21 protein-coding genes and 1 tRNA gene are annotated in these 22390 nt (G+C 70.8%); 9 read left to right on the top strand and 13 right to left on the bottom strand.

The window, feature by feature from the left end; genetic code table 11:
• Positions 1-50: 50 nt before the first annotated feature.
• Together IE172_RS08080 and IE172_RS08085 are read right to left on the bottom strand one after the other, a co-directional pair.
• Positions 51-2720, bottom strand: coding sequence for a hypothetical protein (locus tag IE172_RS08080; RefSeq protein WP_190096392.1), 2670 nt, complete (start codon positions 2718-2720; stop codon positions 51-53).
• On the bottom strand, positions 2713-4236 hold the full coding sequence (locus tag IE172_RS08085; RefSeq protein ID WP_190096393.1) for a hypothetical protein: 1524 nt from the start codon (positions 4234-4236) through the stop codon (positions 2713-2715). Before IE172_RS08085 ends, IE172_RS08080 begins: the two co-directional genes overlap by 8 nt.
• A gap of 553 nt (positions 4237-4789) precedes the next feature.
• On the opposite strand from IE172_RS08085, the gene IE172_RS08090 reads away from it, so the two are divergent.
• Positions 4790-5329, top strand: coding sequence for a hypothetical protein (locus IE172_RS08090; protein WP_190096394.1), 540 nt, complete (start codon positions 4790-4792; stop codon positions 5327-5329).
• Here IE172_RS08090 and IE172_RS35335 read toward each other — a convergent pair.
• The 6 genes from IE172_RS35335 to IE172_RS08120 all read right to left on the bottom strand — a co-directional run bounded on the left by IE172_RS35335 (position 5262) and on the right by IE172_RS08120 (position 9637).
• Entirely contained in the window at positions 5262-5705 is a 444-nt protein-coding gene (locus IE172_RS35335; RefSeq protein ID WP_368858533.1) for a radical SAM protein, read from the bottom strand. The two genes, IE172_RS08090 and IE172_RS35335, sit on opposite strands and share 68 nt — an antisense overlap.
• 207 nt (positions 5706-5912) lie before the next feature.
• Complete coding sequence (locus tag IE172_RS08100) at positions 5913-6731, bottom strand: DUF8758 domain-containing protein (RefSeq protein ID WP_498067186.1); 819 nt, start codon at positions 6729-6731, stop codon at positions 5913-5915.
• Between the two features lie 86 nt (positions 6732-6817).
• Positions 6818-7498 carry a DUF488 family protein, N3 subclade gene (locus tag IE172_RS08105; RefSeq protein ID WP_190096396.1) on the bottom strand — a complete coding sequence of 227 codons (681 nt, stop codon included), beginning with the start codon at positions 7496-7498 and terminating at the stop codon, positions 6818-6820.
• Positions 7499-7741: 243 nt separating this feature from the next.
• Positions 7742-7815 (bottom strand) — tRNA-Pro (locus IE172_RS08110).
• 48 nt (positions 7816-7863) lie between these two features.
• A complete protein-coding gene (locus IE172_RS08115) occupies positions 7864-8634 on the bottom strand; it encodes a Pr6Pr family membrane protein (RefSeq protein ID WP_190096397.1) in 771 nt (256 codons plus the stop codon).
• Positions 8635-8689: 55 nt separating this feature from the next.
• Complete coding sequence (locus tag IE172_RS08120) at positions 8690-9637, bottom strand: metallophosphoesterase (protein WP_190096398.1); 948 nt, start codon at positions 9635-9637, stop codon at positions 8690-8692.
• Between the two features lie 104 nt (positions 9638-9741).
• Between IE172_RS08120 and IE172_RS08125 the strand changes: the two genes are divergently transcribed.
• Entirely contained in the window at positions 9742-10206 is a 465-nt protein-coding gene (locus IE172_RS08125; RefSeq protein WP_190096399.1) for a GatB/YqeY domain-containing protein, read from the top strand.
• 122 nt (positions 10207-10328) lie between these two features.
• Here IE172_RS08125 and IE172_RS08130 read toward each other — a convergent pair whose 3' ends face one another.
• Positions 10329-12635 (bottom strand): transglycosylase domain-containing protein, encoded by a 2307-nt coding sequence (locus IE172_RS08130; protein WP_190096400.1) that lies wholly within the window; start codon positions 12633-12635, stop codon positions 10329-10331.
• 429 nt (positions 12636-13064) lie between these two features.
• Here IE172_RS08130 and wblA point away from each other — a divergent pair, with 429 nt between their 5' ends.
• Complete coding sequence (gene wblA, locus IE172_RS08135; protein WP_190096515.1) at positions 13065-13403, top strand: transcriptional regulator WblA; 339 nt, start codon at positions 13065-13067, stop codon at positions 13401-13403.
• A gap of 78 nt (positions 13404-13481) precedes the next feature.
• Here wblA and bagB read toward each other — a convergent pair whose 3' ends face one another.
• Together bagB and bagA are read right to left on the bottom strand one after the other, a co-directional pair.
• Positions 13482-14921 (bottom strand): ATPase BagB, encoded by a 1440-nt coding sequence (gene bagB, locus IE172_RS08140; protein ID WP_190096401.1) that lies wholly within the window; start codon positions 14919-14921, stop codon positions 13482-13484.
• A 100-nt stretch (positions 14922-15021) separates the two neighbouring features.
• A complete protein-coding gene (bagA, locus tag IE172_RS08145; RefSeq protein WP_190096402.1) occupies positions 15022-15999 on the bottom strand; it encodes an ATPase BagA in 978 nt (325 codons plus the stop codon).
• A gap of 219 nt (positions 16000-16218) precedes the next feature.
• On the opposite strand from bagA, the gene sp36 reads away from it, so the two are divergent.
• The 4 genes from sp36 to IE172_RS08165 all read left to right on the top strand — a co-directional run bounded on the left by sp36 (position 16219) and on the right by IE172_RS08165 (position 18977).
• A complete protein-coding gene (sp36, locus tag IE172_RS08150) occupies positions 16219-16380 on the top strand; it encodes a Sp36 family protein (RefSeq protein ID WP_003975360.1) in 162 nt (53 codons plus the stop codon).
• Positions 16377-16844 (top strand): RidA family protein, encoded by a 468-nt coding sequence (locus IE172_RS08155; RefSeq protein WP_190096403.1) that lies wholly within the window; start codon positions 16377-16379, stop codon positions 16842-16844. Before sp36 ends, IE172_RS08155 begins: the two co-directional genes overlap by 4 nt.
• Before the next feature lie 424 nt (positions 16845-17268).
• A complete protein-coding gene (locus IE172_RS08160; protein ID WP_190096404.1) occupies positions 17269-18150 on the top strand; it encodes an NUDIX hydrolase in 882 nt (293 codons plus the stop codon).
• Positions 18147-18977: an MBL fold metallo-hydrolase gene (locus tag IE172_RS08165; protein WP_190096405.1), complete on the top strand. Its 831-nt coding sequence runs from the start codon at positions 18147-18149 to the stop codon at positions 18975-18977. Before IE172_RS08160 ends, IE172_RS08165 begins: the two co-directional genes overlap by 4 nt.
• Positions 18978-19007: 30 nt before the next feature.
• On the opposite strand, the gene IE172_RS08170 is transcribed toward IE172_RS08165, so the two are convergent.
• Positions 19008-19355, bottom strand: a complete 348-nt coding sequence (locus IE172_RS08170; RefSeq protein ID WP_190096406.1) for a hypothetical protein — start codon at positions 19353-19355, stop codon at positions 19008-19010.
• Positions 19356-19420: 65 nt separating this feature from the next.
• Entirely contained in the window at positions 19421-20095 is a 675-nt protein-coding gene (locus tag IE172_RS08175) for a Crp/Fnr family transcriptional regulator (protein WP_004928297.1), read from the bottom strand.
• Positions 20096-20369: 274 nt separating this feature from the next.
• On the opposite strand from IE172_RS08175, the gene nth reads away from it, so the two are divergent.
• The gene (gene nth / locus IE172_RS08180) at positions 20370-21593 is read left to right on the top strand and encodes an endonuclease III (protein WP_438817008.1); all 1224 of its coding nucleotides are present in this window, start codon (positions 20370-20372) and stop codon (positions 21591-21593) included.
• A 91-nt stretch (positions 21594-21684) separates the two neighbouring features.
• A complete protein-coding gene (locus IE172_RS08185) occupies positions 21685-22380 on the top strand; it encodes an NUDIX hydrolase (protein ID WP_190096407.1) in 696 nt (231 codons plus the stop codon).
• The last annotated feature ends 10 nt before the right edge of the window (positions 22381-22390 follow it).

Here is a 22390-nt window from a genome sequence, read left to right on the forward strand (position 1 = left end):
GTGTTCGTGACACGGATCTTCCGAGACGGACACGCAAAGACTTACCCAGGCTATGGCCCACACTGCGGTGGTCGGGGCCCGGCCAGGCGGAGGTCCGAAAGGACTTGGTGAGCCAGTTCGAAGGGCTGGTTGCGAGGACCGTGGGGTACGGAGGCGGCGGATTCGAAGCTGCGCTGTGCTGCGAGAGCTCTGGGCCCGACCAGGCCAATGAGCCGGTAGTGCCGCCAGAGGGGAATGGGCCGGCGGGCATCGACCACGATGAGGTCGGGCCGACGCCAGACGACCAGAGCCCAGGCTCCCCCACTGGAGTCCGAGCCCGAGTTGGCCCAGGCTCCGACCAGGGGCGCGTCTTCGGCGGCGCCGACTGCTTCGAGCGCCACCAGTGCGGGGTTGCTGAAGCGGCCGGTGATGTGGAGCAAGAGCTGTCCGTGGCGGTGTACGTCGCGTCCCTTCTCGGTGAGGGACCATACGGCGTCGGCGAGGGGATCGTCCTGGACGACATCCGACGCGACATCGAGCACAGCGGCCTGGTCGACGGAAGGGCCGAAGGCTGTGTCGAGCAGCACCGTGTATTCCGTGACGTACGCGGAATCCACTGCGGGAAGCAGGTGGCCGACTGCCTGGGAAGCTTCGTTGAAGGCGAGCGTCTCAGGGGTGATCTCGTAGCGTGGGGCGTGGCTTCGGAGCACGGCGAGGGCGACTGCGGCGAGGCTGCCGACCTGGGACTCAACACGCTCGGGCACACGCTCGCCCATGGCTCGGACGGCGCGGGAGAGCAGAGGAACCCAGCCGGTATATGTCGGAGACCAGGCGCCTGCCGCGACGAACCACAGGGTCAGCCGGACGACGAGCATGCGTTCCACAGGGCCCCGCGCGGGAGCGAGAGCGAAGGCCACCAGGCGTTCCACCAAGCGCCGGTACCTGCGGCGGACTTCCTGGTCGGCCTGCCGGAGGTCGGGCAGTGTGGCGGTGTCCGTTTCGGTACCAACTGCCTCGGGGGCGTGTTCCGCTGCCACGGCCTCGGCGTCGTCCTCGTCGAGAGCGGCTTCGATGTCGTCGGTGAACCGCTCGTCCCAGGAGACGGGCAGCAGGTCCTGAAAGAGTGTGTCGGTGCCCGTAGGCAGGGGAAGCCCGAGCGCGAAGCTCGTGAGCGGGTGCCCGAGGCGCCCTGCGCATTCGTCCAGGTAACGCTCCCAGCCGTCCTCGTCGCCGTCCAGCGGCGCCGTCGCGGTCATACCGTCGCTGCCCCTGCTCGCGGGGGCGCCCGCCGGCACTGGGATCAGCCCCGTACGGAGTGTTTCCAGATCGCCCAGGATCCGTTCGGCGAGCTTGGGGTCTGTGAACAGCTCTGCAGGCTGTGTCGTGGGAGCCTGAGACTCGGCCGGGACCATGCGGCGCAGCGCGCGGACAGGGTCGACGACGAACACGATGTTGCCGAAGCTCGGTACGCCGTCGCTGTCGACGACGACCAGGCGCGCACGACTGCCCGCATCCGCCGGAGCCGTCACCGTCAGAGTGGCCTGGCCGTGCGGGATGTCGGCAATGCGCTCCCATGCCTCCGGCGGTGCTGCCGCCTGAGACAACTCCAGGTGAGCGGTGTCGGAGAGGGGCCGGGCCATGCTGATCTCCAGGCCCTCCGATACGCGTATGGCGCCGAGCAACAGCGGTCCACTGCCGGCGGTGGGGCGGGGGAGAGGCACGGCCGTGCGCAGCCGGGCGGCGGGCTCCTCGGTGCCGACAGGAAGGAGGGTGGAGGTGATGGGGGCGATGACGCCGAGTTCGCAGTTGCCGCCCTCGCCCTGGGAAAGCAGTAGGGCTGCGGCGGAAAGGTTCGGGCTGCCGGTCAGAGCCCACCGCTGCCCGCCAGAAGCCCACTCGACGAGTTTTCCGTGACGGTACCGCTGGTCGTTGTCGCTGATGACGCGTCCGTCGTATTCCTTCACCAGGGCGGCGACCGACGGGCCGTCGAGATCGCTGAGTCCGGGCTGGTAGGCGAGGGTGAACCGGCTCGGACGGAAGCGCTCGAGCAACTGCCGCAGTGCTATGGAGCGCTGGTCGTAGAAGGGCGCGAACACGGCCAGTTCGTCGACGGGCCCGTGCGGCAGCTGATCGATGATGGGTGAACGCAGGCTGCTGACGACGCGGACCTGTGGCTCTGTGGGTGTCCTGTTGCGGTGGAGCCGGTCCAATAGCGCTGCGACCCGACCCAGTGCCTGTGGCACACCGGCGGAGAACCTCACCCTTTCCGGCAGGTCGCGCAGCCATGCCGCGAGGTCCGGTATCGCGGGGGGACTCTGGTCGCCATCCACCCGAAGTACCGTCCACAGCTCAGCGTTGGCCTGCCAGCCTGCCAGGGTGGTGTTGCCGGAGCCGAGGGCGATGGTGGCGTGATCCGGTCCGGCCAGAACCATCAGCTTGGGGTGGAACGCGGCACCGTGGGCGTACGCTAGACCGGCGAGGTAGCTGCGACCGGCCCGCCGGACGGACCGGGGATCATTCCGGGCCATGGAGACATCTCCCGCCACGGTGATGCGTGCGCCAGTGGCCTGGGTGACGCCGAGGGCGACATCCTCGAAGAAGCCGAGATCGGCGGTGAAGCTGAGGAAGAGCGCTTCTTCCAGGCCGTGTCCGCTGGTGCGCTCCTCGTCGAGGATGAGGGTCAGCGGCGAGGCGAACGCGGTAAGTGGCTCCACTCCAGGCGCCGGTGCGGTCTCATTCAACGAGAGCCCTCCCGATAGTGGTCACCGACCAGTGTTGGTCGTGGTAGTGCAGTACGCCGCAGGTGGCCAGGACGGTCCCGAGCTGGTCCAGCCGCAGGCCGACGTCACCGCGCCCTTCCTGGCTGGTCCGGTACAATAGTCCGCCGCGCTCATGCAGCCGGGTCGGTAGCCACAGCGAGCCATCGGCGCGTCGGCGGGCCTTGGCCAGCGCGATCCGCTGCGACCGCGCCACCAGGTCGTAGGTGAGTCGGCGGGCGACGTCGCGCAATTTCATGGGCCGGGCTTCGTCAAGCCGCCTTTGGACCCATTCCGGGCTGAGCTCGACACCGCGCTGGCCGAGGAACGCGTCCCGGACCCGACCGCTGAGTTCGTCCACTCGACGGGCACTGGTGGCGAGCACCCGCAGCTCGGTGAGGGGCAAGGGATCATCCGCCCACCGCAGGTCGTGCTCGGCGGGCAACGGCGCACCGGTCGTGCTCTGCGTCGCGGGAAGGGAGGACAGGAACGCGTCCACCGTCATGTCGGGCAGCTCCGCGGCGAAGCGGTCGGCCACTTCCTCGATCGGTAGCAGCCCGTCGACCTGCGCCACGAGCCAGGACCACAGGCGGCGCCACGCTCCGACGGAGTAGTTCCGCAGCACCACTCCGCGCCAGGCACCAGCCGCGTCGATGCCGCTGGTCACGGCATCGGTGGTCAGGAAGTCACCGAAAGCGAGCACATGGCCGACGTCGCGGGTGAAGCGGCGGACGGGGTGTGTAGCGATCACACGAGCCAGAAGCTGAATCGTCTGTCGACGTGTCGCCGAGCGGGATCCGGCCTCGGCCGGCGCATCGGGCTCGCACATCAGGTTCGCCAGCCACGCCCCGTCAGGATGCTCGCCGCCCACGCACACGCACAGTCGGTCGCCGAAAGAGGCGAGATCATCCACGTTCAGCGTGTCCTCGGCGGCCAGCTCGAGCAGCCCGCCCAGTCCGGCTCGTAGTGCCGTCGTCTCGAGCCGCGGCCCAGGAACCGGCATGGGGCCTGTGCCGAGGACGCCGAGCGCGACCTCGGATCCGGCGTACGGTCCCCAGAACCCCCACGAGTTGCGTACATACCCGTCCTTGCCCGGGACCTCGGCCTCGGACATGGCGACCGTCCCGGCGTGCAGCCGCCGGGCCAGGGCATCGACCCCATGAGCACGCGGCAGCCACTCCAGGGTCTGCGGATGATGCGCGAACGACACGGCGGCCAACGCCACTTCCGCGCGGCGCAGCAGGGTCTGGGCGGCCGGGACCGTCAGGTCTTCCGTATCGGCTTGCGCAGCGATCAGCCCGTGCAGTGCGTAGTAACGCGCGTGCGGAGTCACCGCGGTCACCCCGGGCACCAGGTGATCGACCATGCGCATCACATGCCGCTCCACCGAGAGCGGATAACGGCCCGCGGCGACGTCCAACCCAGGACGGCTCCAGCCCGGTCCGTCCACGAGCTCCGGTGCCTGTCCCTTCCCACCGACGGTGACCATGCGCTCAACCATCGGACCGAGAGGAGCCGAACGCCGTCGGCCGGGGGGTGTGCCGCGCAGCGAGCACTCTGCGGCAAGACGGTCCTCCCGCCCATGTGGGCGAGATAGCTGCTGAGGAACGGAGCTGCCTCGCTCCGGCTGCATCGCGGCCGCGCTCGACCATTTCGGCTGCCACCCCCTCAATGCTGTTCGGTCGGGAAACTGATCCGTCATTCTGGCGCATCTCCGCCGGGGCCAGCGGCACTTCGGATACGAATCACGCAGCCGGACGAAACAGGTCCATGGGGAGGTGAAGCTGCAACCGCGGACGGCCGTTCTGCGTGAAGAGTCCTGATCGTCATCGGCTCTCGGCCGCGGGAGCGCCTGGTGGAGCGAGGAAGTGGAATGCGGTCATGAGTCTGATAACCGCCATTATCAAAGGAAGGTGCACTCACGTCTCATGGATCGGCGTATCGTCTTGTGGCGGTCAGACCTGAATCCGCTGCAAGCGGAGCCGTGACGTGAGACAGGGCCCGGCCCAACGGCCGAAGCGGCTGATGAGACGATAGATGGGTGGGGGAGGGGGATGCGCACCGTGGTCACTGGTCCGCTGGACCCGGCGCTCCGCTCCCCAGCGCCGCTGCCCCTCCTGGTGTCGATGTCCGATATTGCGACTTTCGCCCGGGTGAAGCGCCCTGTCGTGTCCACCTGGCGCCGGCGCCACCCGGACTTCCCCGCCGCCGTGTCCGAGAACTCGGGACGGCCGCTGTTCGACGGCGCACAGGTGACCGACTGGCTGATCGCCTCCGGCCTGGGCAACGCCGCCCCGACGGAGCTCCGATCCGAGCTGGCCCTCTTCGGCATCATCGCGCTGCGTGACCGCTTCACGCCCTGGCAGCTGGTCGAGACGCTCGGCAGCCTGCTCTGCCTGCGCCGGCTCGACGGCAGGCCACTGGCCGACGACGGCGCAAACGCCTCCTCACCCGACGCCGAAGCGGACGAGGCCCTCTGGTCCGCGCTGCTGAGCCGAGCCGAACGGATCGACGTCGAAGACGATTTCATACTTCGCGAGCTGCGCTCCATCGATGCCACAGCGGCCCCAGGGATTCGACGAGTTCGGGTGTGAGCCGGTGCCCATGGGTCGTGAAGGTCACCGCCATAGACGTGGACCGGGCTATGTCCGAACACAGCTGGGCGAACCTTCGGTACGCGGTCGGTTCCCCTCCTCCGAAGCCGACACCGAGGCACCCGGCGGCATCGAGTTCGACCGCCCATGCCAGCACACGCTCCCTGACGAGCGCGGCGGTGTGCTTGGGCGCGTAGCAGTAGGCGCAGTGGAGCTCGCAGGCGTTGGTCAGCGCGACGGACAGGTACCGGGGAGCACGGGAGAATTGCTCAGCGGGAACAGGCACCTCGTCGAATAGCACGTTCATCCCGGAGACACGGTCAAACAGGTGAACACCAGCTGCGGACAGGCGAATCTTGCACGTCACCGACAGCATGATGCCACCGCTGCCGGTGATGCCGGGAGGGACGATGCAAGATCGTCGGTGCAGAGCCCGTAGTGGGGCGTCGGGAGTGTTGTAACTGGGCGCGGCACTATGAGGGCGCCACGGCGACGACCAGCGTCAAGGTGGAGCGGCTGTAGGAATGACGGCTGGGGTCCCCGATGCGGTCGGCCCCGGGGACCGTGCCCTGCGTACTCACCCTTACAGGTCGAACAGACTCTCCTGGAAGTTCGCGACGACATCCCGTCGCGGGTAGAACAGGCCCAACAGCAGAAAGGTCTTGGGGCGGGCCGCGACGTTTCCGACGAAGCAGTGCACGGCCTTCTCCGGAGAGACCATCCGGTCGAACCAGCGCTCGCGGAGCTTCCCCTCCACGGCGTCCGGCCCGTACTGGCGAAGGAACTTGCGGTACGACTCACCCGCCTCCCAGTCCCTCAGCCCCATATCGTGGCCGCCGCACCCCTGATCCGCACATCGGAAGCTGTACCGGAACTCAAGCGGCACCCACTCCAGCTGGCGAAGGTCCTGCGCGAGTAGATCCAACTGATCGGCCAAGGCTGCCTTCGAAGCGGGCCAGGGCTCGGCAGGAGCGAAGCGGAAGCCAGTGAACTCCGCTGGACGGAAGACGCCGAGCGATGTGCCCCGCACCTCCTGGTCTCGCTTTATGGAGCACAGGGACGGCGCCACGAGAGGCCGAACATGCGAGAAGCGTTCTCGCCAGCCGTCCGCTGTCCCGAGGCGCTCGATCACCTTGAGGGTCTGCAGATTGGGGCGCAAGCTCTCGGGACGGCGGTCCCCATGGTGTCGCTGCACGTCGACCTCGACGATCGAGTACTTGGCGAACTGGCTTTCTTCGTTCAGCAGCCGGAACGGAACCGGGAAGAGCCGCACATGCTGGGGCGTCCCCTGGTCGAGCCGTATGCCAGCCACGCAGCTCGTCTCGTGGTACTTCGCGGACAGTTCCGGATAGGTCTTGACCGTGATCATGATCCGTGCGCGCTGCCATTTCCCCGATCCCATGGTTGCCCCCTCCACTGATCTCCCGATCTGATTGGAGGAGAGGCATGCGCCACCGGCAAGGGCGCGTACAGGAGCGACGGACGAAGTCAGGCCAGGGGAATGACGGGCACCGCGGCCCGTTTGCGGACCGTGTCCAGAACGACCTGCCGGTGGCAGCGGCTCTCGTCCTTCTCGAAGCACAGGACCGCGACCCGGGACTGGCGGGCATGCTCCGCGAGGCGCTCAAGATCGGTCTGCGCCTCCTCGGACCGCAGCACCCCACGGAACCGGGCCCGGCCCTCGTCGAGCCGGCCGTCCCAGAACGGCGCCCGGTTGTCCTTGGGATTGCCCAGGCCACGCAGGTGCGTGTACTCGATGCCGGCCTCGGTAAGTGCCTCCCCGAGGCGGGTCTTGCTGAAGCCCTTCTTGCGGCTGATCGGCGTGAGCCGTACGTCCGCCACGACATCAATACGGCTGTCGAGGAGCGAGGCGACGAAGGAGTCGATGTCCCGGCCTTCGTACCCAGCGGACCAGAGGCCGGGAGCGACCTTGGTCTCCTGGAAGAGCTCATCGAGGGAGACCTCAAGTGCCTCGGCGACTGCTCCGACGGTGAAGAAACCTGGCTGGATCGCTCCCTCGCTCTCCAGTCGGGCCAGCGTTCCAACGGCGACGCCGGCTTCCTTGGCGAGCCGCTCCCGCGACCACCCTCGACCCTCCCGCCTCGCTCGCACGCGCTGGGCGAGTGCTCGGTCGTGGTCGTGGGGACGCGCTGAGTGATGGCTTGCCATGTGTCGTGATCCTAAGGGCGGTTGAGGCGGGCGGGCATAGTGTTCCCGGCCGACTGCGGGGCTGGATTCGCGAACGCGCAGGTGTGAGTGCCCTCAGCCGCCGCACTTGAGACGGCCTCACCAGCCACCCCCTGGGAGAGCCCGACCAAGATCTTCTCCCAGATTTCTCCCATACGATCTCCAGAAACCCCTCAGGGGCCTGATCCACTCACTGGATCAGGCCCCTGACCTGGTACTTCACTGTCGGGGTGGCGGGATTTGAACCCACGACCTCTTCGTCCCGAACGAAGCGCGCTGCCAAGCTGCGCTACACCCCGAGTGTCGCTGCTGTCGCGGCGACGACGTTTACTTTAGCCCACTGCTCGCTAGACACGAAATCCGGTTTTCGAGCGGCGGCGGACCGGGTTCGGGCGGGCGTGGTCCAGGGCCACGAGGAGGACGGCCAGGGCGTAGAAGGAGAGGCCGGTGAGGAGGGCGTTCGCGAGGACGCTGCGGTAGCCGTGCCGGGAGACGTCGAGGAAGGGGTAGAGGTAGGCGCTGGGGGAGCCGGGGAGGAGTTCGCCCCGGGCGAGGGTGAAGGCCAGGTAGGCGAGGGGGTAGGCGAGCCAGGTCGCGGCCTGGCGGAGGTGCGTGCGGGCCGGCGGGGAGAGCAGGAGCCAGTCGAGCAGCGCGGCGATCGGGAGGACCGTGTGCAGGGTGTGGGCGGCCAGGGCGGCCGGCCAGGCCGGGCCCGAGGGTGCGGGCGCCATCGAGAAGGGCGGGGTGGCGTCCGCGAGGAGCAGGTGGTGGACCAGGGCCGCCATGACGACGTAGAGGAGGGCCGCTCCCGTGACGGCGCCCGGCAGGGGATGGCGGGCGCACCATGCGCGGCGGGCGGAGGCCGCCATGACCACGGCCAGCACGAGCGCGCTCTGGACGGCGAAGTAGCTCAGGACGCGGGCCGGGCTGCCGAGGAGGAGCAGGACCAGCACCGCGGCCGTCGCGAGCAGGGCCAGGAGGGTGCGGTACGCCGCCGCCACCGGGCGGCGTACCAGGGGTATGACGGCTCTGGCGGGGACGGCGGAGGGCAGCAGCCGGGACGTCCTGCGCGGCAGGGCGGGCAGGTCCGGCATGTCCCTGGGTATCGGGGCGGTCATGCACCCCAGCGTGAGCGGACGGGGGAGACGCGGCGATGCGGGTGGGCCGGACGGGTTACCGCCGGCCGATGCCGCCCTCGTCGCGGCCGACGAGGGTGAGCAGGGTCGCTTCAGGGGGGCACGCGAAGCGGACCGGGGTGTAGCGGCTGGTGCCGCAGCCCGCGGAGACGTAGAGGTAGGAGGTGCGGCCCTCCGCCGTGTGGGTGGAGAGGTCCTTCACGCGGTCCGTGTCCAGGTCGCAGTTGGTGACCAGGGCGCCGTAGAAGGGGATGCAGAGCTGGCCGCCGTGGGTGTGGCCGGCGAGGACCAGGGGGTAGCCGTCGGCGGTGAAGGAGTCCAGGACGCGCAGGTAGGGGGCGTGGACGACGCCCATGGAGAAGTCCGCCGCGTCCGAGGGGCCGCCCGCCACCTCCAGGTAGCGGTCGCGCTTGATGTGCGGGTCGTCCAGGCCGGTCAGCTCGATCGACGTGCCCTCGATCTTCAGGGTGCCCCTGGTGTTGGTGAGGTTGAGCCAGCCCGCGGAGTCGAACCCGTCCCGCAGGTCCTCCCACGGGTTGTGGACCGCGCCGACCACCGGGGGGTTGCCGTTCAGGCCGTGCCGGCCCTGGAGCTTCTCGATCAGGTAGCGGCCGGGGTTGCGCGGGGTGGGGCCGTAGTAGTCGTTGGAGCCGAAGACGTACGCGCCCGGGAACTCCATGAGGGGGCCGAGTGCGTCGAGGACCTCGGGGACGCCCTCCGGGTCGGACAGGTTGTCGCCCGTGTTGATCACGAAGTCGGGGCGCAGGCCCGCCAGGGAGCGCAGCCAGCGCTGCTTCTTGCGCTGGCCGCCGACCATGTGGATGTCGGAGACGTGCAGCACGCGCAGGGGGCGCATCCCGGACGGCAGGACGGGGACGGTCACCCGTCGGAGGCGGAAGGAGCGGGCCTCGAAGCCCGCCGCGTACAGCAGCCCGGCAGCGCCGGCCGCCATGATTCCGAGGGGGATTCCGTATCGCGCGCGCATGGGTCCATCGTGTCAGACCCCGGGGGGTTCCTCCGAACGCCCTCCGGTGCGGCGGGCGTTAAAAGGGCAGGCGTCCTCGCTCGCGCACCTGCGACAATCGAGTCATGACCACGCTCAAGTCGAAGCTGCACGCCGACCTCAACGCCGCGATCAAGGAGCGTGACGAGCTCCGCTCCTCGACGCTCCGGCTGACGCTCGCCGCGATCACCAAGGAGGAGGTCGCGGGCAAGGAGAAGCGCGAGCTCTCCGACGACGAGGTGCAGAAGGTGATCACCCGCGAGGCGAAGAAGCGCCGCGAGGCGGCGGACGCCTTCGCGCAGGGCGGGCGTCCCGAGCAGTCGGAGCGGGAGAAGGCGGAGGGCGAGGTGCTGGCCGCGTACCTGCCCAAGCAGCTGTCCGACGAGGAGCTGGACGCGATCGTCTCCCAGGCGGTGGAGGAGGCGAAGGCGGCGGGTGCCGAGGGGCCGCGGGCCATGGGCGCCGTGATGAAGATCGTGAACCCGAAGGTCGCCGGGCAGGCGGAGGGCGGCCGGGTGGCGGCCGCGGTGAAGAGGCTGCTGGCCGGCTGAGCCGGCGGGAGACGGTCCCGCCGAGGGCGGCCGGGTAGTACGCCGGACGGCCCCTGACCCCGATCTACGGGGTCAGGGGCCGTCCGGCGTGGTGCTCCGGGTCGCCGGGCAGGCCGGTCGGGTCAGTCGCGTCCTCCGGGCCCGTTGCCCGGGCCGCGGACGAAGCCCTCCGGGATGGAGAAGGTCGGGTCCGGCTCGGTGCCCCCGTTGCCGCCTCCGCCGTTTCCGTTGCGGCCCCCGTCGCCGTTGCCGCCGCCGATCAGGCCGCCGATGAGGCCCCCGTCGCCGTTGTTGCCGTCGTCACCGCGGCCGCCGCCCTCGCCGCCGCGGTCACCGTCGCCGTCACGGTCGGGGTCCTTGGCGTCCGGGACGTCCACCAGGTTGAAGGACGGGGCCTCCTTGCCGGACAGGGCGCCGGTCATGGCGTCCTTCCAGATGGGGCCGGGGACCGCGCCACCGAAGACCAGTGCGTGGTACCGGCCGCCGATCCTGATGTTCTTCATCTCGACCTTCTGGCTGGCGCTGCCCACCCAGACGGCGCCCGACATGTTCGGCGTGTAGCCGACGAACCAGGCGTTCCTGCGCTCGTCCGTCGTACCCGTCTTACCGGCGTTGGCGCGGTCGCTGAGACCGGCCGCCTGGCCCGTACCGGAGTCGACCACGCCCTGGAGCAGGGTGTTGATCGTGTCGGCGGTCTTCTCGCTCATCGCGCGGGAGCACGTGGACTTCGGCACCTCCAGCGATGCCTGCTCGTCGCCGACCTTCTGGGTGATCGACTCGATGGCGACCGGCGTGCAGTACATGCCCCGGGCGGCGAAGGCGGCGTACGAGCTCGCCATCGTCAGCGGGGAGAGGCCGGTGGAGCCGAGGGTCATCGAGGAGGGGACCTCGGGGATCTTCTTGCCGTTGCCCTGGACCACGCCGAGCTTGTCGGTCATGGTGACCACCGGGCACATGCCGATGTCCTCGATCATCTGCACGAAGTAGGTGTTGACCGACAGGGCCATCGCTTCCTTGAGCGGGTACGGCCCGACCTCGGCCTCGTTCTCGTTCGAGAGTTTGTAGTTCGCGTCGTTCACCCAGGGCTTCTCGCACCCGCGCACGGTCTTCGGGTACGGCATCTCGTACGGGGCGGAGTAGGTCTGGGTCGGGGGCCTGCCCTCCTCGATGGCGGCGGCGGCCACGAACGGCTTGAACGTCGAACCCGTCGGGAAGCCGAAGTTGGAGCCGCCCCAGGCGTTGTCGACCGAGAAGTTGATCTCCGTCTCGTTCTTGCCGTAGCCGTACGGCTTGGACTGGCCCATCGCGACGATCTTGCCGGTGCCGGGTTCGACCAGGGTGCTCGCCGCGGCGACGGAGTCCGACTGGTTGACGTGGTCCTTGAGCGACTTCTGCACCGACTCCTGCGCCTGCGGGTCGAGCGTGGTGCGGATGGTCAGGCCGCCCTGGTTCCAGACCTTCGCCCGGTCCTCACGGGTCTTGCCGAAGACCGGGTCGTTGAGGAAGACCTTCTCCACGTACTTGCAGAAGAAGCCCGCGCCCTTGGTGGCGGTGATGCAGCCGTTCTTGGGCTTGCTGACGTCCAGGCCCAGCGGGCTCTCCGCGGCCTTCGCCGCCTCCTCCCGGGAGATGTCGCCGACCTCGGCCATCCGCTGGATGACCGTGTTGCGCCGCTTCGTCGCCTCCGCCTCGTCGTTGACCGGGTCGTAGCGGCTCGGGGACTGGACCAGGCCGGCGAGGAGGGCGGACTCCTGGAGGTTGAGGTCCTTGGCGGGCTTGGAGAAGTAGCGCCGGGCGGCCGCCTCGACGCCGTAGGCCTGCTGGCCGAAGAAGGTGATGTTCAGGTAGTTCTCGAGGATCTTCTTCTTGCCCAGCTCCTCCTCGACCTGGATCGCGTACTTGAGTTCGGCGATCTTGCGGCCGATGGTCTGCTGGGTGGCCTGCGCGACCTTCGTCGGGTCGTCGCCCGCCTCCTCGACGAAGACGTTCTTCACGTACTGCTGGGTGAGCGTGGACGCGCCCTCGGAGACCTCACCGCTGCGCGCGTTCTTGTTGAGGGCGCGCAGGACGCCCTTCAGGTCCACCGCGCCGTGCTCGTAGAAGCGCGAGTCCTCGATGGCGACGATCGCCTTCTGCAGGTACGGCGAGATGTCCTTGAGCTCGACCACCGTGCGGTCGCGCGAGTAGACGGTGGCGATGGTGCCGCCGTCGGCGTCGAGGATGGTGGTGCGCTGGCTCAGCGGCGGGGTCTTGAGGTTGGCCGGGAGCTCGTCGAAGCTCTCGACCGATCCCTTGGCCGCGAGGCCCAGCGCGCCCACCGCGGGCAGCGCGATGCCGGCCATGACGGCTCCCGCGAGGACACTGACACCGAGGAACTTGGCGGCCTGCTGCGTGGGAGACAGACCACCGCCCGAGCGCTTCTTTGGCATGGGAGCAGCCTACGTTCTCATTCGCCGGACAAGCGCAAATGCCTTGGCCTAAGCTGCACTCAACTGTCACAGCAGTGAGGCCACGTATCAATACGTCCGGCGACCCCGAATCGTTCCGGACCCTCTCGGGTTTCTTCATATGAAGTGCGTCGAGGGGTGTTGAGTCCGTGTCCGTATCCGCCTCGTGTGTCACGCGGTGCCCGTTGTGACGCAACTGAACTGACCCGGAACGCCCCCTATGCCGCGCATGTCGCCCCCTCACTCCCCCGGGTGATCTGCCGCTTACCCATAGTCCGTTCGGACCATTCAAGATTGGGCCCGCTGGGGGTGTTGCGCCGTGCCCACCTTCCGTAACGTCCTCAACTGGCGGCGGTGAATATGCCGCTGCCGCCGTGGGGGAGCCTCGATTCGGGAGAGGACGGCGCCGGTATGGGCTGGGTTACCGACTGGAGTGCGCAGGCTGCCTGCCGCACTACCGATCCGGATGAACTGTTCGTTCAAGGAGCAGCGCAGAACAGGGCCAAGGCGGTGTGCACCGGATGCCCGGTACGCACCGAATGTCTGGCCGACGCGCTGGACAACCGCGTCGAGTTCGGCGTGTGGGGAGGCATGACGGAGCGTGAGCGCCGCGCGCTGCTGCGCCGGCGGCCGACCGTGACGTCGTGGCGCAGGCTGCTGGAGACCGCGCGCTCGGAGTACGAGCGGGGGACGGGGGTCGTGTCCCTCGACGACGACGAGGTGTACGAGAGCTACGCGGCGGTGAGCTGAGGGCCTCGGGGGTGTTCGGCCCCCGGTCGTCCCGCCCGGGTTCCCCGGCAGGAGCGCGGCTGGGCGCTCCAGGGCGCCTCAGGGTGTCTCGGGCAGCTCCGGCCGGCCGGTCGCGAGCCGGTCGCCGATGTCCCGCAGCCCCGTGAGGTCGTGCACATCGCCGGGCAGTGCGGCCACCTCGGTCACCGCCACCTCCGGGTGGAGCGCGGTGAAGCGGTCACGCGTGCGCTGCTCGCGCGAGAGCAGCTGCATCCGCTCGGCGTGCAGCCTCAGCAGGCCCGCGGTGAGCCGGTCGACCGACCCCTCGGGGTCCGCGGCGTCCGGGTCCGCGGCTGCCTCCGTTCCGTCCGCGGTGGCGGGGGAGCCTTCCCCGGGGACGTCGTGGGCCGGTGTCCCGGCGGCTGCGGATGTCTCGGCGGTCGAGGATGTCTCGGTGGTCACGGATGTCTCGGATGACGCGGGCGGTTCTGAACTGCCGTACGTTTCGGGAGAGTTACGAAGTCCAGCTTTCCCGTCCTCCTGATCCACAATGCCGGGGTCCTCAAGATTTTCCGCGGCGGCGAGCGCCCGCTCGGCCGACAGCCGGTCCGCGCCGCTGCCATGGACCCGGTTGAGCACCAGACCGGCCAGCGGCATGTCCTCCGCGGCCAGCCGCTCCACGAAGTACGCGGCCTCGCGCAGCGCGTCCCGCTCCGGGGCCGCCACCACCAGGAACGCCGTGCCGGGCGCCTGGAGCAGCTTGTAGGTGGCGTCCGCGCGCGTCCGGAACCCGCCGAACATCGAGTCCATCGCGGCCACGAACGTCTGGACGTCCTTCAGCAGCTGACCGCCGAGCACCTTGCCCAGCACGCCGGTCATCATCGACATCCCGACGTTCAGGAACTTCATCCCCGCACGGCCGCCGACCTTCGCCGGAGTCAGCAGCACGCGGATGAGCTTGCCGTCGAGGAAGGACCCGAGCCGCTTGGGCGCGTCCAGGAAGTCCAGCGCGGAACGGGAGGGCGGGGTGTCGACCACGATGAGGTCCCACTCGTCCCGCGACCGCAGCTGGCCCAGCTTCTCCATCGCCATGTACTCCTGCGTGCCCGCGAAGCCCGCCGAGAGCGACTGGTAGAACGGGTTGCCCAGGATCGCGGAGGCCCGCTCGGGGTCCGCGTGCGCCTCGACGATCTCGTCGAAGGTGCGCTTCATGTCGAGCATCATCGCGTGCAGTTCGCCGCCCGCGGAGTCGTCGATGCCCTTCACCCGGCGCGGGGTGTTGTCGAGCGAGTCGATGCCCATGGACTGGGCGAGCCGGCGCGCCGGGTCGATGGTGAGGACCACCACCTTGCGTCCCCGCTCCGCCGCGCGCAGGCCCAGCGCCGCCGCGGTCGTCGTCTTGCCGACCCCGCCCGCGCCGCAGCACACCACGATCCGGGTCCCCGGGTCCTCGATCAGCGGGTCGATGTCGAGCGTGCGGGTGGGGGAGAGGTGGTGACGGGCCGGATCGTGGGTCGCCGGTTCCGGACGACGGCTCATGACATCCCCTGCTTCCGGTGCTTGCGACGGGTGACGGGGCTGGTGCTGGGACGGGTGGGGCGGTGACGGCCGTGGGGGCGGGGCGGGCGGACGCCGTGGGTCATGTGACGTCCTGTTCGCGCAGCTTCCTGGCCAGCGCGTACAGACCGGCCAGGTCCATGCCCTCCGCGAGCAGCGGAAGTTCGTGCAACGGTACGCCGAGGTCCGCCAGCACGGCGCGCTGCTCCGTCTCCAGCGCGTACCGCTCGGCGTACTCCTCCGCCTGCGCGAGCAGCGGCTCCACCAGCCGCTCGGCGTGTCCGCCGCGGCGCGCGCCGCCGAGGCCGGCCGACGACAGGGCCCGCGCTACAGAGGAACGAGGGACCGACACCACGAGTTCCAGCGCGGAGTCGTCCAGGACCTGCGGCCGCACCATGTTCACGATGACCCTGCCCACCGGCAGCCGCGCGGCGCGCAGCTCCGCGATGCCGTCCGCGGTCTCCTGGACCGGCATCTCCTCCAGCAGGGCCACCAGGTGCACGGCCGTCTCCGGCGACTTCAGCACCCGCATGACGGCCTGTGCCTGATTGTGTATCGGGCCGATCTTGGCGAGCCCGGCGACCTCGTCGTTGACGTTGAGGAAGCGGGTGATGCGGCCGGTCGGCGGGGCGTCCATCACGACGTAGTCGTAGACGAACCGGCCGTTCCTGTCCTTGCGCCGGACCGCCTCGCACGCCTTGCCGGTCAGCAGGACGTCACGGACGCCGGGGGCGATGGTGGTCGCGAAGTCGATCGCGCCGAGCTTCTTCAGGGCCCGGCCCGCGCTGCCCAGCTTGTAGAACATCTGGAGGTAGTCCAGGAGGGCCTGCTCGGCGTCGATGGCGAGGGCGTACACCTCCCCGCCGCCCGGAGCGACCGCGATCTTCCGCTCCTCGTACGGGAGCGCCTCCGTCTCGAAGAGTTGTGCGATGCCCTGCCGGCCCTCGACCTCGACGAGGAGCGTCCGCTTCCCCTCCGTGGCCAGGGCCAGCGCGAGGGCGGCGGCCACCGTGGTCTTGCCGGTTCCGCCCTTGCCACTGACGACCTGGAGCCTGCTCACGTCTTCGAGCCTAAAGGCTCCGCGCGCGCCCCGTCGGCTCCGGGTGGCAGTTGCCGGGGGTCGCGCCCCGCGCGAAGGGCGCCGCGCGGGGCCGTCGGCGGGGCGTGGGGGCGGGCGCCAGGTGTGGTGCGGGCCGGGCGAGCGGTGGTGGTGCGGGGCGGGCCCGCGAGGGTGGTGCGGCCACCGGAAGCCGGGACGGCAGCGGCTAGAGTCGGCCGCATGACCAAGTGGGAATACGCGACTGTGCCGCTGCTCGTCCACGCAACGAAGCAGATTCTGGACACCTGGGGCGAGGACGGCTGGGAGCTCGTCCAGGTCGTGCCCGGGCCGAACAACCCCGAGCAGCTGGTGGCCTATCTGAAGCGCGAGAAGCAGGCATGAGCGCCGTCGAGGCGAAACTGGCCGAGCTCGGCCTGACCCTTCCGGAGGTCGTGCCGCCCCTCGCCGCGTACCAGCCGGCCGTGCGGTCGGGGCGGTACGTCTTCACCGCCGGCCAGCTCCCCATGGTGGACGGCAAGCTTCCGACGACCGGCAAGGTCGGCGCGGAGGTCACCCCGGAGGAGGCGAAGGAACTGGCGCGCACCTGCGCGCTGAACGCCCTCGCCGCGGTCAAGTCCGTCGCCGGGGACCTGGACCGGGTGGCGCGCGTGGTGAAGGTCGTGGGCTTCGTCGCCTCCGCGGCGGACTTCACCGGCCAGCCGGGTGTCCTCAACGGCGCGAGCGAGCTGCTGGGCGAGGTCCTCGGCGACAAGGGCGTCCACGCCCGCAGCGCGGTGGGTGTCGCGGTGCTGCCGCTGGACGCGCCCGTGGAGGTCGAGATGCAGGTGGAACTCACCGAGGCGTAGCCCCCGGTGAGCGGTCGTGGCGGCGGTCGCGGAGACGCGGGCGCCGCCGTGCCGGGCTGAGGCTCCCTGTGAGGGGCGGAGGTCCGGCCGGGTTCCTTCTCCTGGCTGACGCGTCCGAGTGAACCGGCCGTCGGGGAGTGCCCCGCGCGGGCGCGACGCGGCCCCCGCCGGTCGGGGGCCGACCGCCGGCCCGGACATGGGACCGTGAGGTGTTCCCGCCGCGCGTGCACGCCGGGCGCACCGTCCCCTCCGCTGTTCGAACGGGCGGTCCCGTCCCGGGCGGCGGCACCGCCGCACGGTGGCCCGCAGCGGCTTGCGGGCGTGGGTCCCTGAGCCTCCCGCCCGCGGCCCGGGTGCGTACGGCCCTCCCCGCCCGTCCCCACGGCCACTCGAACATCCGGGCGTCACGGGATAGCCTCCGGCCATGGCGAACGCGCAGGCTGATGGGCAGTGGTACCCGCCGGAGTGGCCGGAGCGGATCCGGGCGCTCACGGACGGCACCCTCACACCGGTCACGCCGAAGCGGGCGGCCACCGTCATGCTCCTGAAGGACACCGCGGACGGTCCCCTCGTGCACATGCTGCGGCGACGCACGTCCATGGCCTTCGCGGGCGGCGCGTACGCCTACCCCGGCGGCGGCGTGGACCCGCGCGACGACGACCGGCACGTCCGCTGGGCGGGCCCCGCCCGCTCGTGGTGGGCCGGCCGGCTCGGCGTGGACGAGGCGGGCGCCCAGGCGATCGTCTGCGCGGCCGTACGGGAGACGTACGAGGAGGCCGGGGTCCTGCTCGCCGGGCCCACCCCCGACACCGTGGTCGGTGACACGACCGGCGAGGACTGGGAGGCGGACCGGGCCGCGCTCGTCGCGCGGGAGACGTCCTTCGCGGAGTTCCTCGACCGCCGCGGGCTGGTCCTGCGCTCCGACCTGCTGGGCGCCTGGACGCGCTGGATCACCCCCGAGTTCGAGTCCCGCCGCTACGACACCTGGTTCTTCGCCGCCAAACTCCCCGAGGGCCAGCGCACCCGCAACGCCTCCACGGAGGCCGACCGCACCGTGTGGACCACCCCGCGCGCCGCGGCCGCCGGGTACGACCGGGGCGAGCTGCTGATGATGCCCCCCACCATCGCCACCCTGCGCCAGCTCGCGGCGTACGACACGGCCGCGGAGGCGCTCGACGCGGCGCCCGCGCGGGACCTCACGCCGGTGCGCGCCACCGCGCGCCTGGTGGAGGGCGAGATCGTGCTCACCTGGCCGGGGCACGACGAGTTCACCAAGCACATCCCGACCGGGGGAGCCCCCGCATGACGGACGCCAACACGCTGCCCGGACAACCGCGAGGAGGTGTCCTCTCCGGCCCCGCCACCACGCGCGCCGTCAACGTGCTCGCCCCCAACCCGTCGGCGATGACCCTGGACGGCACCAACACCTGGATCCTGTCCGAACCCGACTCCGACCTGGCGGTCGTGGTCGACCCCGGACCCCTCGACGACGGGCACCTGCGGCACGTCATCGGCACGGCCGAGCAGGCCGGCAAGCGGGTCGCCCTCACCCTGCTGACGCACGGTCACCCCGACCACGCCGAGGGCGCCGGCCGTTTCGCCGAGCTGACCGGCACGAAGGTACGCGCCCTGGACCCGGCGCTGCGGCTCGGTGACGAAGGGCTGGCCGCCGGGAACGTCATCACCGTCGGCGGACTCGAACTGAGGGTCGTCCCCACCCCCGGCCACACCGCCGACTCCCTGTGCTTCCACCTCCCGGCCGACCGGGCGGTGCTCACCGGCGACACCATCCTCGGCCGCGGCACCACCGTCGTGGCCCACCCCGACGGGCGGCTCGGGGACTACCTGGACACGCTGCGCCGGCTCAGGTCGCTCACCGTCGACGACGGCGTCCACACCGTCCTGCCCGGCCACGGGCCCGTCCTGGAGGACGCCCAGGGAGCCGTGGAGTACTACCTCGCCCACCGCGCGCACCGCCTCGCCCAGGTCGAGACGGCCGTCGAGGACGGACACCGCACGCCGTCCGAGGTCGTCGCCCACGTCTACGCCGACGTCGACCGCCTGCTGTGGCCGGCCGCGGAACTGTCGGTACGCGCCCAGATGGAGTACCTGCGGGAGCACGGCATCATCTGAAGCCCGGGCCCGGGCCCGGGCCCGTCCCGGTCAGTCCGGCCGGGGGGCCTTCACGCCGTGCACGCGCGCGTACTCGCCGGCGAGCCACGGGCCCAGGTCGTCGACGTACCAGGCGAGGGCGGCGGCGTCCCCGGCCGGCTCGTGCCCGAGGGCCACGGCCGCGGCGATCCGCTCCCGCCCGCTCAGCAGCCGCTCCCGTGAGTACAACAGCGTGCCGACGCCGTCGATCTGCGGATACGTGCCGTCCCGCCGCTCCTCCGCCACGCGCACGGCGTCCCGGTGCCGGGCGGTCGGGTCGCCGCGCAGGGAGAGCAGGAGGCCGAGGGCGCTGCGGCCCGCCCCTTGCGGTGCCGCGTGGGACGGGTTCTCCGGATGCACGGAGACACGGCGGAGCCCCGCTCCCCGAGGGGGGCGGGGCTCCGCCGTACCGGCAGTGCGGGAGGTCAGCGGGAGCGCTTCGCGAGGCGCTCGACGTCCAGGAGGATCACCGCGCGGGCCTCCAGACGGAGCCAGCCGCGCTGGGCGAAGTCCGCCAGGGCCTTGTTGACCGTCTCGCGGGACGCGCCGACCAGCTGGGCCAGCTCCTCCTGCGTGAGGTCGTGCACCACGTGGATGCCCTCCTCGGACTGCACGCCGAAACGGCGGGACAGGTCCAGCAGGGCGCGGGCGACACGGCCCGGGACGTCCGAGAAGACCAGGTCCGACATGGCGTCGTTGGTCTTGCGCAGCCGGCGTGCCACGGCGCGCAGCAGCGCGGTGGCGACCTCGGGGCGGGCGCTCAGCCAGGGCGTGAGGTCGCCGTGGCCCAGCGCGAGCAGCTTGACCTCGGTCAGCGCCGTGGCGGTCGCGGTGCGCGGGCCCGGGTCGAACAGGGACAGCTCACCGATCAGCTCGCCCGGGCCGACCACGGCGAGCATGTTCTCGCGGCCGTCGGGGGACGTGCGGTGCAGCTTGACCTTGCCCTCGGTCACCACGTACAAGCGGTCTCCGGGATCGCCCTCGTGGAACAGGGAATCGCCCCGTGCCAGGGTCACCTCGCTCATGGAGGCGCGAAGCTCCGCGGCCTGCTCGTCATCGAGCGCCGCGAAAAGCGGGTTCCGCCGCAGAACGTCGTCCACGAGTTCTCTCCTTGTCGACCTGCTCAGGGGATCTTCTTCCCCACGTACCAGGGGACCGTGGTGCCCATTTTGCCGGACGGTCCAAACAGTGTGATCTGTCACAAGGATGCCGTACGGGCCGGTCGGGGTATGCGGCAGGGGTCCAATTGGGCGCCGGACTTCAGGGACCGGGGCGGATGTCGGTGCCGGGTCGTAGGCTGGCCGGGTGTCCAAATCGCCGGTGAGAGCACAGGCCGAGGGGGCTGCACGAGTGGGTGTACGTCGCGATTCCGCTGTGGGCGAACAGGGCTCCGATGGCGGTAGGGAATCGGCGAAAACGGCAAAGCGGTCGCCGTCGGGGCAGCCGGAGACCAAGGCAGCGGCGAGGAAGGCCGCGCCGGCGAAGAAGGCCGCCCCTTCCGCGAAGACCGCTGCCGCGCCCGCCAAGAAGGCGGCTTCGTCGGCGAAGAAGGCCGCCGCGCCTGCGAAGAGGGCGGCCTCGCCGGGAAAGAAGGCGGCCTCCACGGGGAAGAAGGCGGCAGCCCCCGCCAGGAAGGCCGCCGCCCCCGCGAAGAAGGCCGGTTCCGTCGGGAGGACCACCGCCGCCAAGAAGTCCGCCACCCCAGCCAAGAAGGTCGCCCCCATCAAGAAGGCCCCGTCCCCCAGGAAGCAACTCGTCGCGCCGAAGAAGGCGACCGCGGCCGTGAAGGCCGCCCCCGCCGAGGCGGTGGTGAAACCGGCCGGGGACGAGTCGCGCACCGCGCTGGTCCGGCGGGCGCGCCGGATCAACCGTGAGCTCGCCGAGGTGTACCCGTACGCCCATCCGGAGCTGGACTTCGAGAACCCCTTCCAACTCGTCGTCGCCACGGTGCTGTCGGCCCAGACCACCGACCTGCGGGTCAACCAGACGACCCCCGCCCTCTTCGCGAGGTACCCCACCCCGGAGGACCTGGCCGCGGCCGATCCCGAGGAGGTGGAGGAGATCCTGCGCCCGACCGGTTTCTTCCGCGCCAAGACCAAGTCGGTGATCGGGCTGTCGAAGGCGATCGCGGAGGACTTCGGGGGCGAGGTGCCCGGCCGGCTCGAGGACCTCGTGAAGCTGCCCGGCGTGGGCCGCAAGACCGCCTTCGTCGTGCTGGGCAACGCCTTCGGACGCCCCGGCATCACCGTGGACACCCACTTCCAGCGCCTGGTGCGGCGCTGGCGGTGGACCGCGGAGACCGACCCCGACAAGATCGAGGCGGCCATCGGCGCGCTCTTCCCCAAGAGCGACTGGACGGACCTGTCCCACCACGTGATCTGGCACGGCCGCCGCATCTGCCACGCCCGCAAGCCCGCCTGCGGCGCCTGCCCCATCGCGGCGCTCTGCCCCGCGTACGGCGAGGGCGAGACGGACCCGGAGAAGGCGGAGAAGCTGCTGAAGTACGAGAAGGGCGGCCTCCCCGGCCAGCGCCTGAACCCCCCGCAGGCCTACCTCGACGCCGGCGGCCGGCCCGCCCCGCCGCTGGGGGCCGGATGACGGAGCGGCACACGGTCCGGTGGCCGACGGAACGATCTCGGGGGCGCCGGGCGTTGGACCCGAGGGACGCGACCGGACGAGGGGGGTGGCGATGACGCGGACGAGCGGCGCCCAGGGCGGCGCGGTGACGGTCAGCCAGGAGGGCCTGCCCGGCTGGCTGGAACCGGTGGCCCGCGCCGCGGAGACGGTAGCGCCCCGGCAGCTGAGCCGCTTCCTGCCCCCGGAGGACGGTGCGGGACGGCAGTCGGCCGTCCTCGTCCTCTTCGGCGACGGAGCGCGCGGCCCGGAGCTGCTCCTCATGGAGCGGGCGACCTCGCTGCGCTCCCACGCGGGGCAGCCGTCCTTCCCCGGAGGTGCCCTCGACCCGGAGGACGGTGACCCGCAGGGCGACGGCCCGCTGCGTGCCGCCCTGCGCGAGGCCGAGGAGGAGACCGGGCTCGATCCGTCCGGCGTGCAGCTCTTCGGTGTGCTGCCCAAGCTCTACATTCCGGTCAGCGGCTTCGTCGTCACCCCCGTGCTGGGCTGGTGGCGGGTCCCCACTCCGGTGGACGTGGTCGATCCGAACGAGACCGCGCGGGTGTTCACCGTTCCCGTGGCGGATCTCACCCACCCGGACAACCGTGCGACCACGGTCCACCCCAGCGGCTTCCAGGGCCCGGCATTCCTGGTCGAATCGGCCCTCGTGTGGGGTTTCACCGCGGGCGTCATCGACCGGTTGCTGCACTTCGCCGGATGGGAGCGGCCCTGGGACCGGGGCAAGCGGGTCCCCCTGGACTGGGGGTCATGACAGGGTGGGC

The sequence above is a fragment of the Streptomyces griseoflavus genome, from assembly GCF_014649995.1.
Classification (GTDB): domain Bacteria; phylum Actinomycetota; class Actinomycetes; order Streptomycetales; family Streptomycetaceae; genus Streptomyces; species Streptomyces griseoflavus.

Bases quoted from the DNA above. Each gene is read 5' to 3' on its own strand.
- IE172_RS08165 (WP_190096405.1), top strand. From the start codon at position 18,147: ATGACGGACGCCAACACGCTGCCCGGACAACCGCGAGGAGGTGTCCTC.
- IE172_RS08090 (WP_190096394.1), top strand. From the start codon at position 4,790: ATGCGCACCGTGGTCACTGGTCCGCTGGACCCGGCGCTCCGCTCCCCA.
- IE172_RS35335 (WP_368858533.1), bottom strand. From the start codon at position 5,705: ATGCTGTCGGTGACGTGCAAGATTCGCCTGTCCGCAGCTGGTGTTCAC.
- IE172_RS08125 (WP_190096399.1), top strand. From the start codon at position 9,742: ATGACCACGCTCAAGTCGAAGCTGCACGCCGACCTCAACGCCGCGATC.
- IE172_RS08130 (WP_190096400.1), bottom strand. From the start codon at position 12,635: ATGCCAAAGAAGCGCTCGGGCGGTGGTCTGTCTCCCACGCAGCAGGCC.
- IE172_RS08100 (WP_498067186.1), bottom strand. From the start codon at position 6,731: ATGGGATCGGGGAAATGGCAGCGCGCACGGATCATGATCACGGTCAAG.
- wblA (WP_190096515.1), top strand. From the start codon at position 13,065: ATGGGCTGGGTTACCGACTGGAGTGCGCAGGCTGCCTGCCGCACTACC.
- IE172_RS08185 (WP_190096407.1), top strand. From the start codon at position 21,685: ATGACGCGGACGAGCGGCGCCCAGGGCGGCGCGGTGACGGTCAGCCAG.
- IE172_RS08085 (WP_190096393.1), bottom strand. From the start codon at position 4,236: ATGGTTGAGCGCATGGTCACCGTCGGTGGGAAGGGACAGGCACCGGAG.
- bagB (WP_190096401.1), bottom strand. From the start codon at position 14,921: ATGAGCCGTCGTCCGGAACCGGCGACCCACGATCCGGCCCGTCACCAC.
- IE172_RS08120 (WP_190096398.1), bottom strand. From the start codon at position 9,637: ATGCGCGCGCGATACGGAATCCCCCTCGGAATCATGGCGGCCGGCGCT.
- IE172_RS08155 (WP_190096403.1), top strand. From the start codon at position 16,377: ATGAGCGCCGTCGAGGCGAAACTGGCCGAGCTCGGCCTGACCCTTCCG.
- IE172_RS08160 (WP_190096404.1), top strand. From the start codon at position 17,269: ATGGCGAACGCGCAGGCTGATGGGCAGTGGTACCCGCCGGAGTGGCCG.
- sp36 (WP_003975360.1), top strand. From the start codon at position 16,219: ATGACCAAGTGGGAATACGCGACTGTGCCGCTGCTCGTCCACGCAACG.
- IE172_RS08115 (WP_190096397.1), bottom strand. From the start codon at position 8,634: ATGACCGCCCCGATACCCAGGGACATGCCGGACCTGCCCGCCCTGCCG.
- IE172_RS08105 (WP_190096396.1), bottom strand. From the start codon at position 7,498: ATGGCAAGCCATCACTCAGCGCGTCCCCACGACCACGACCGAGCACTC.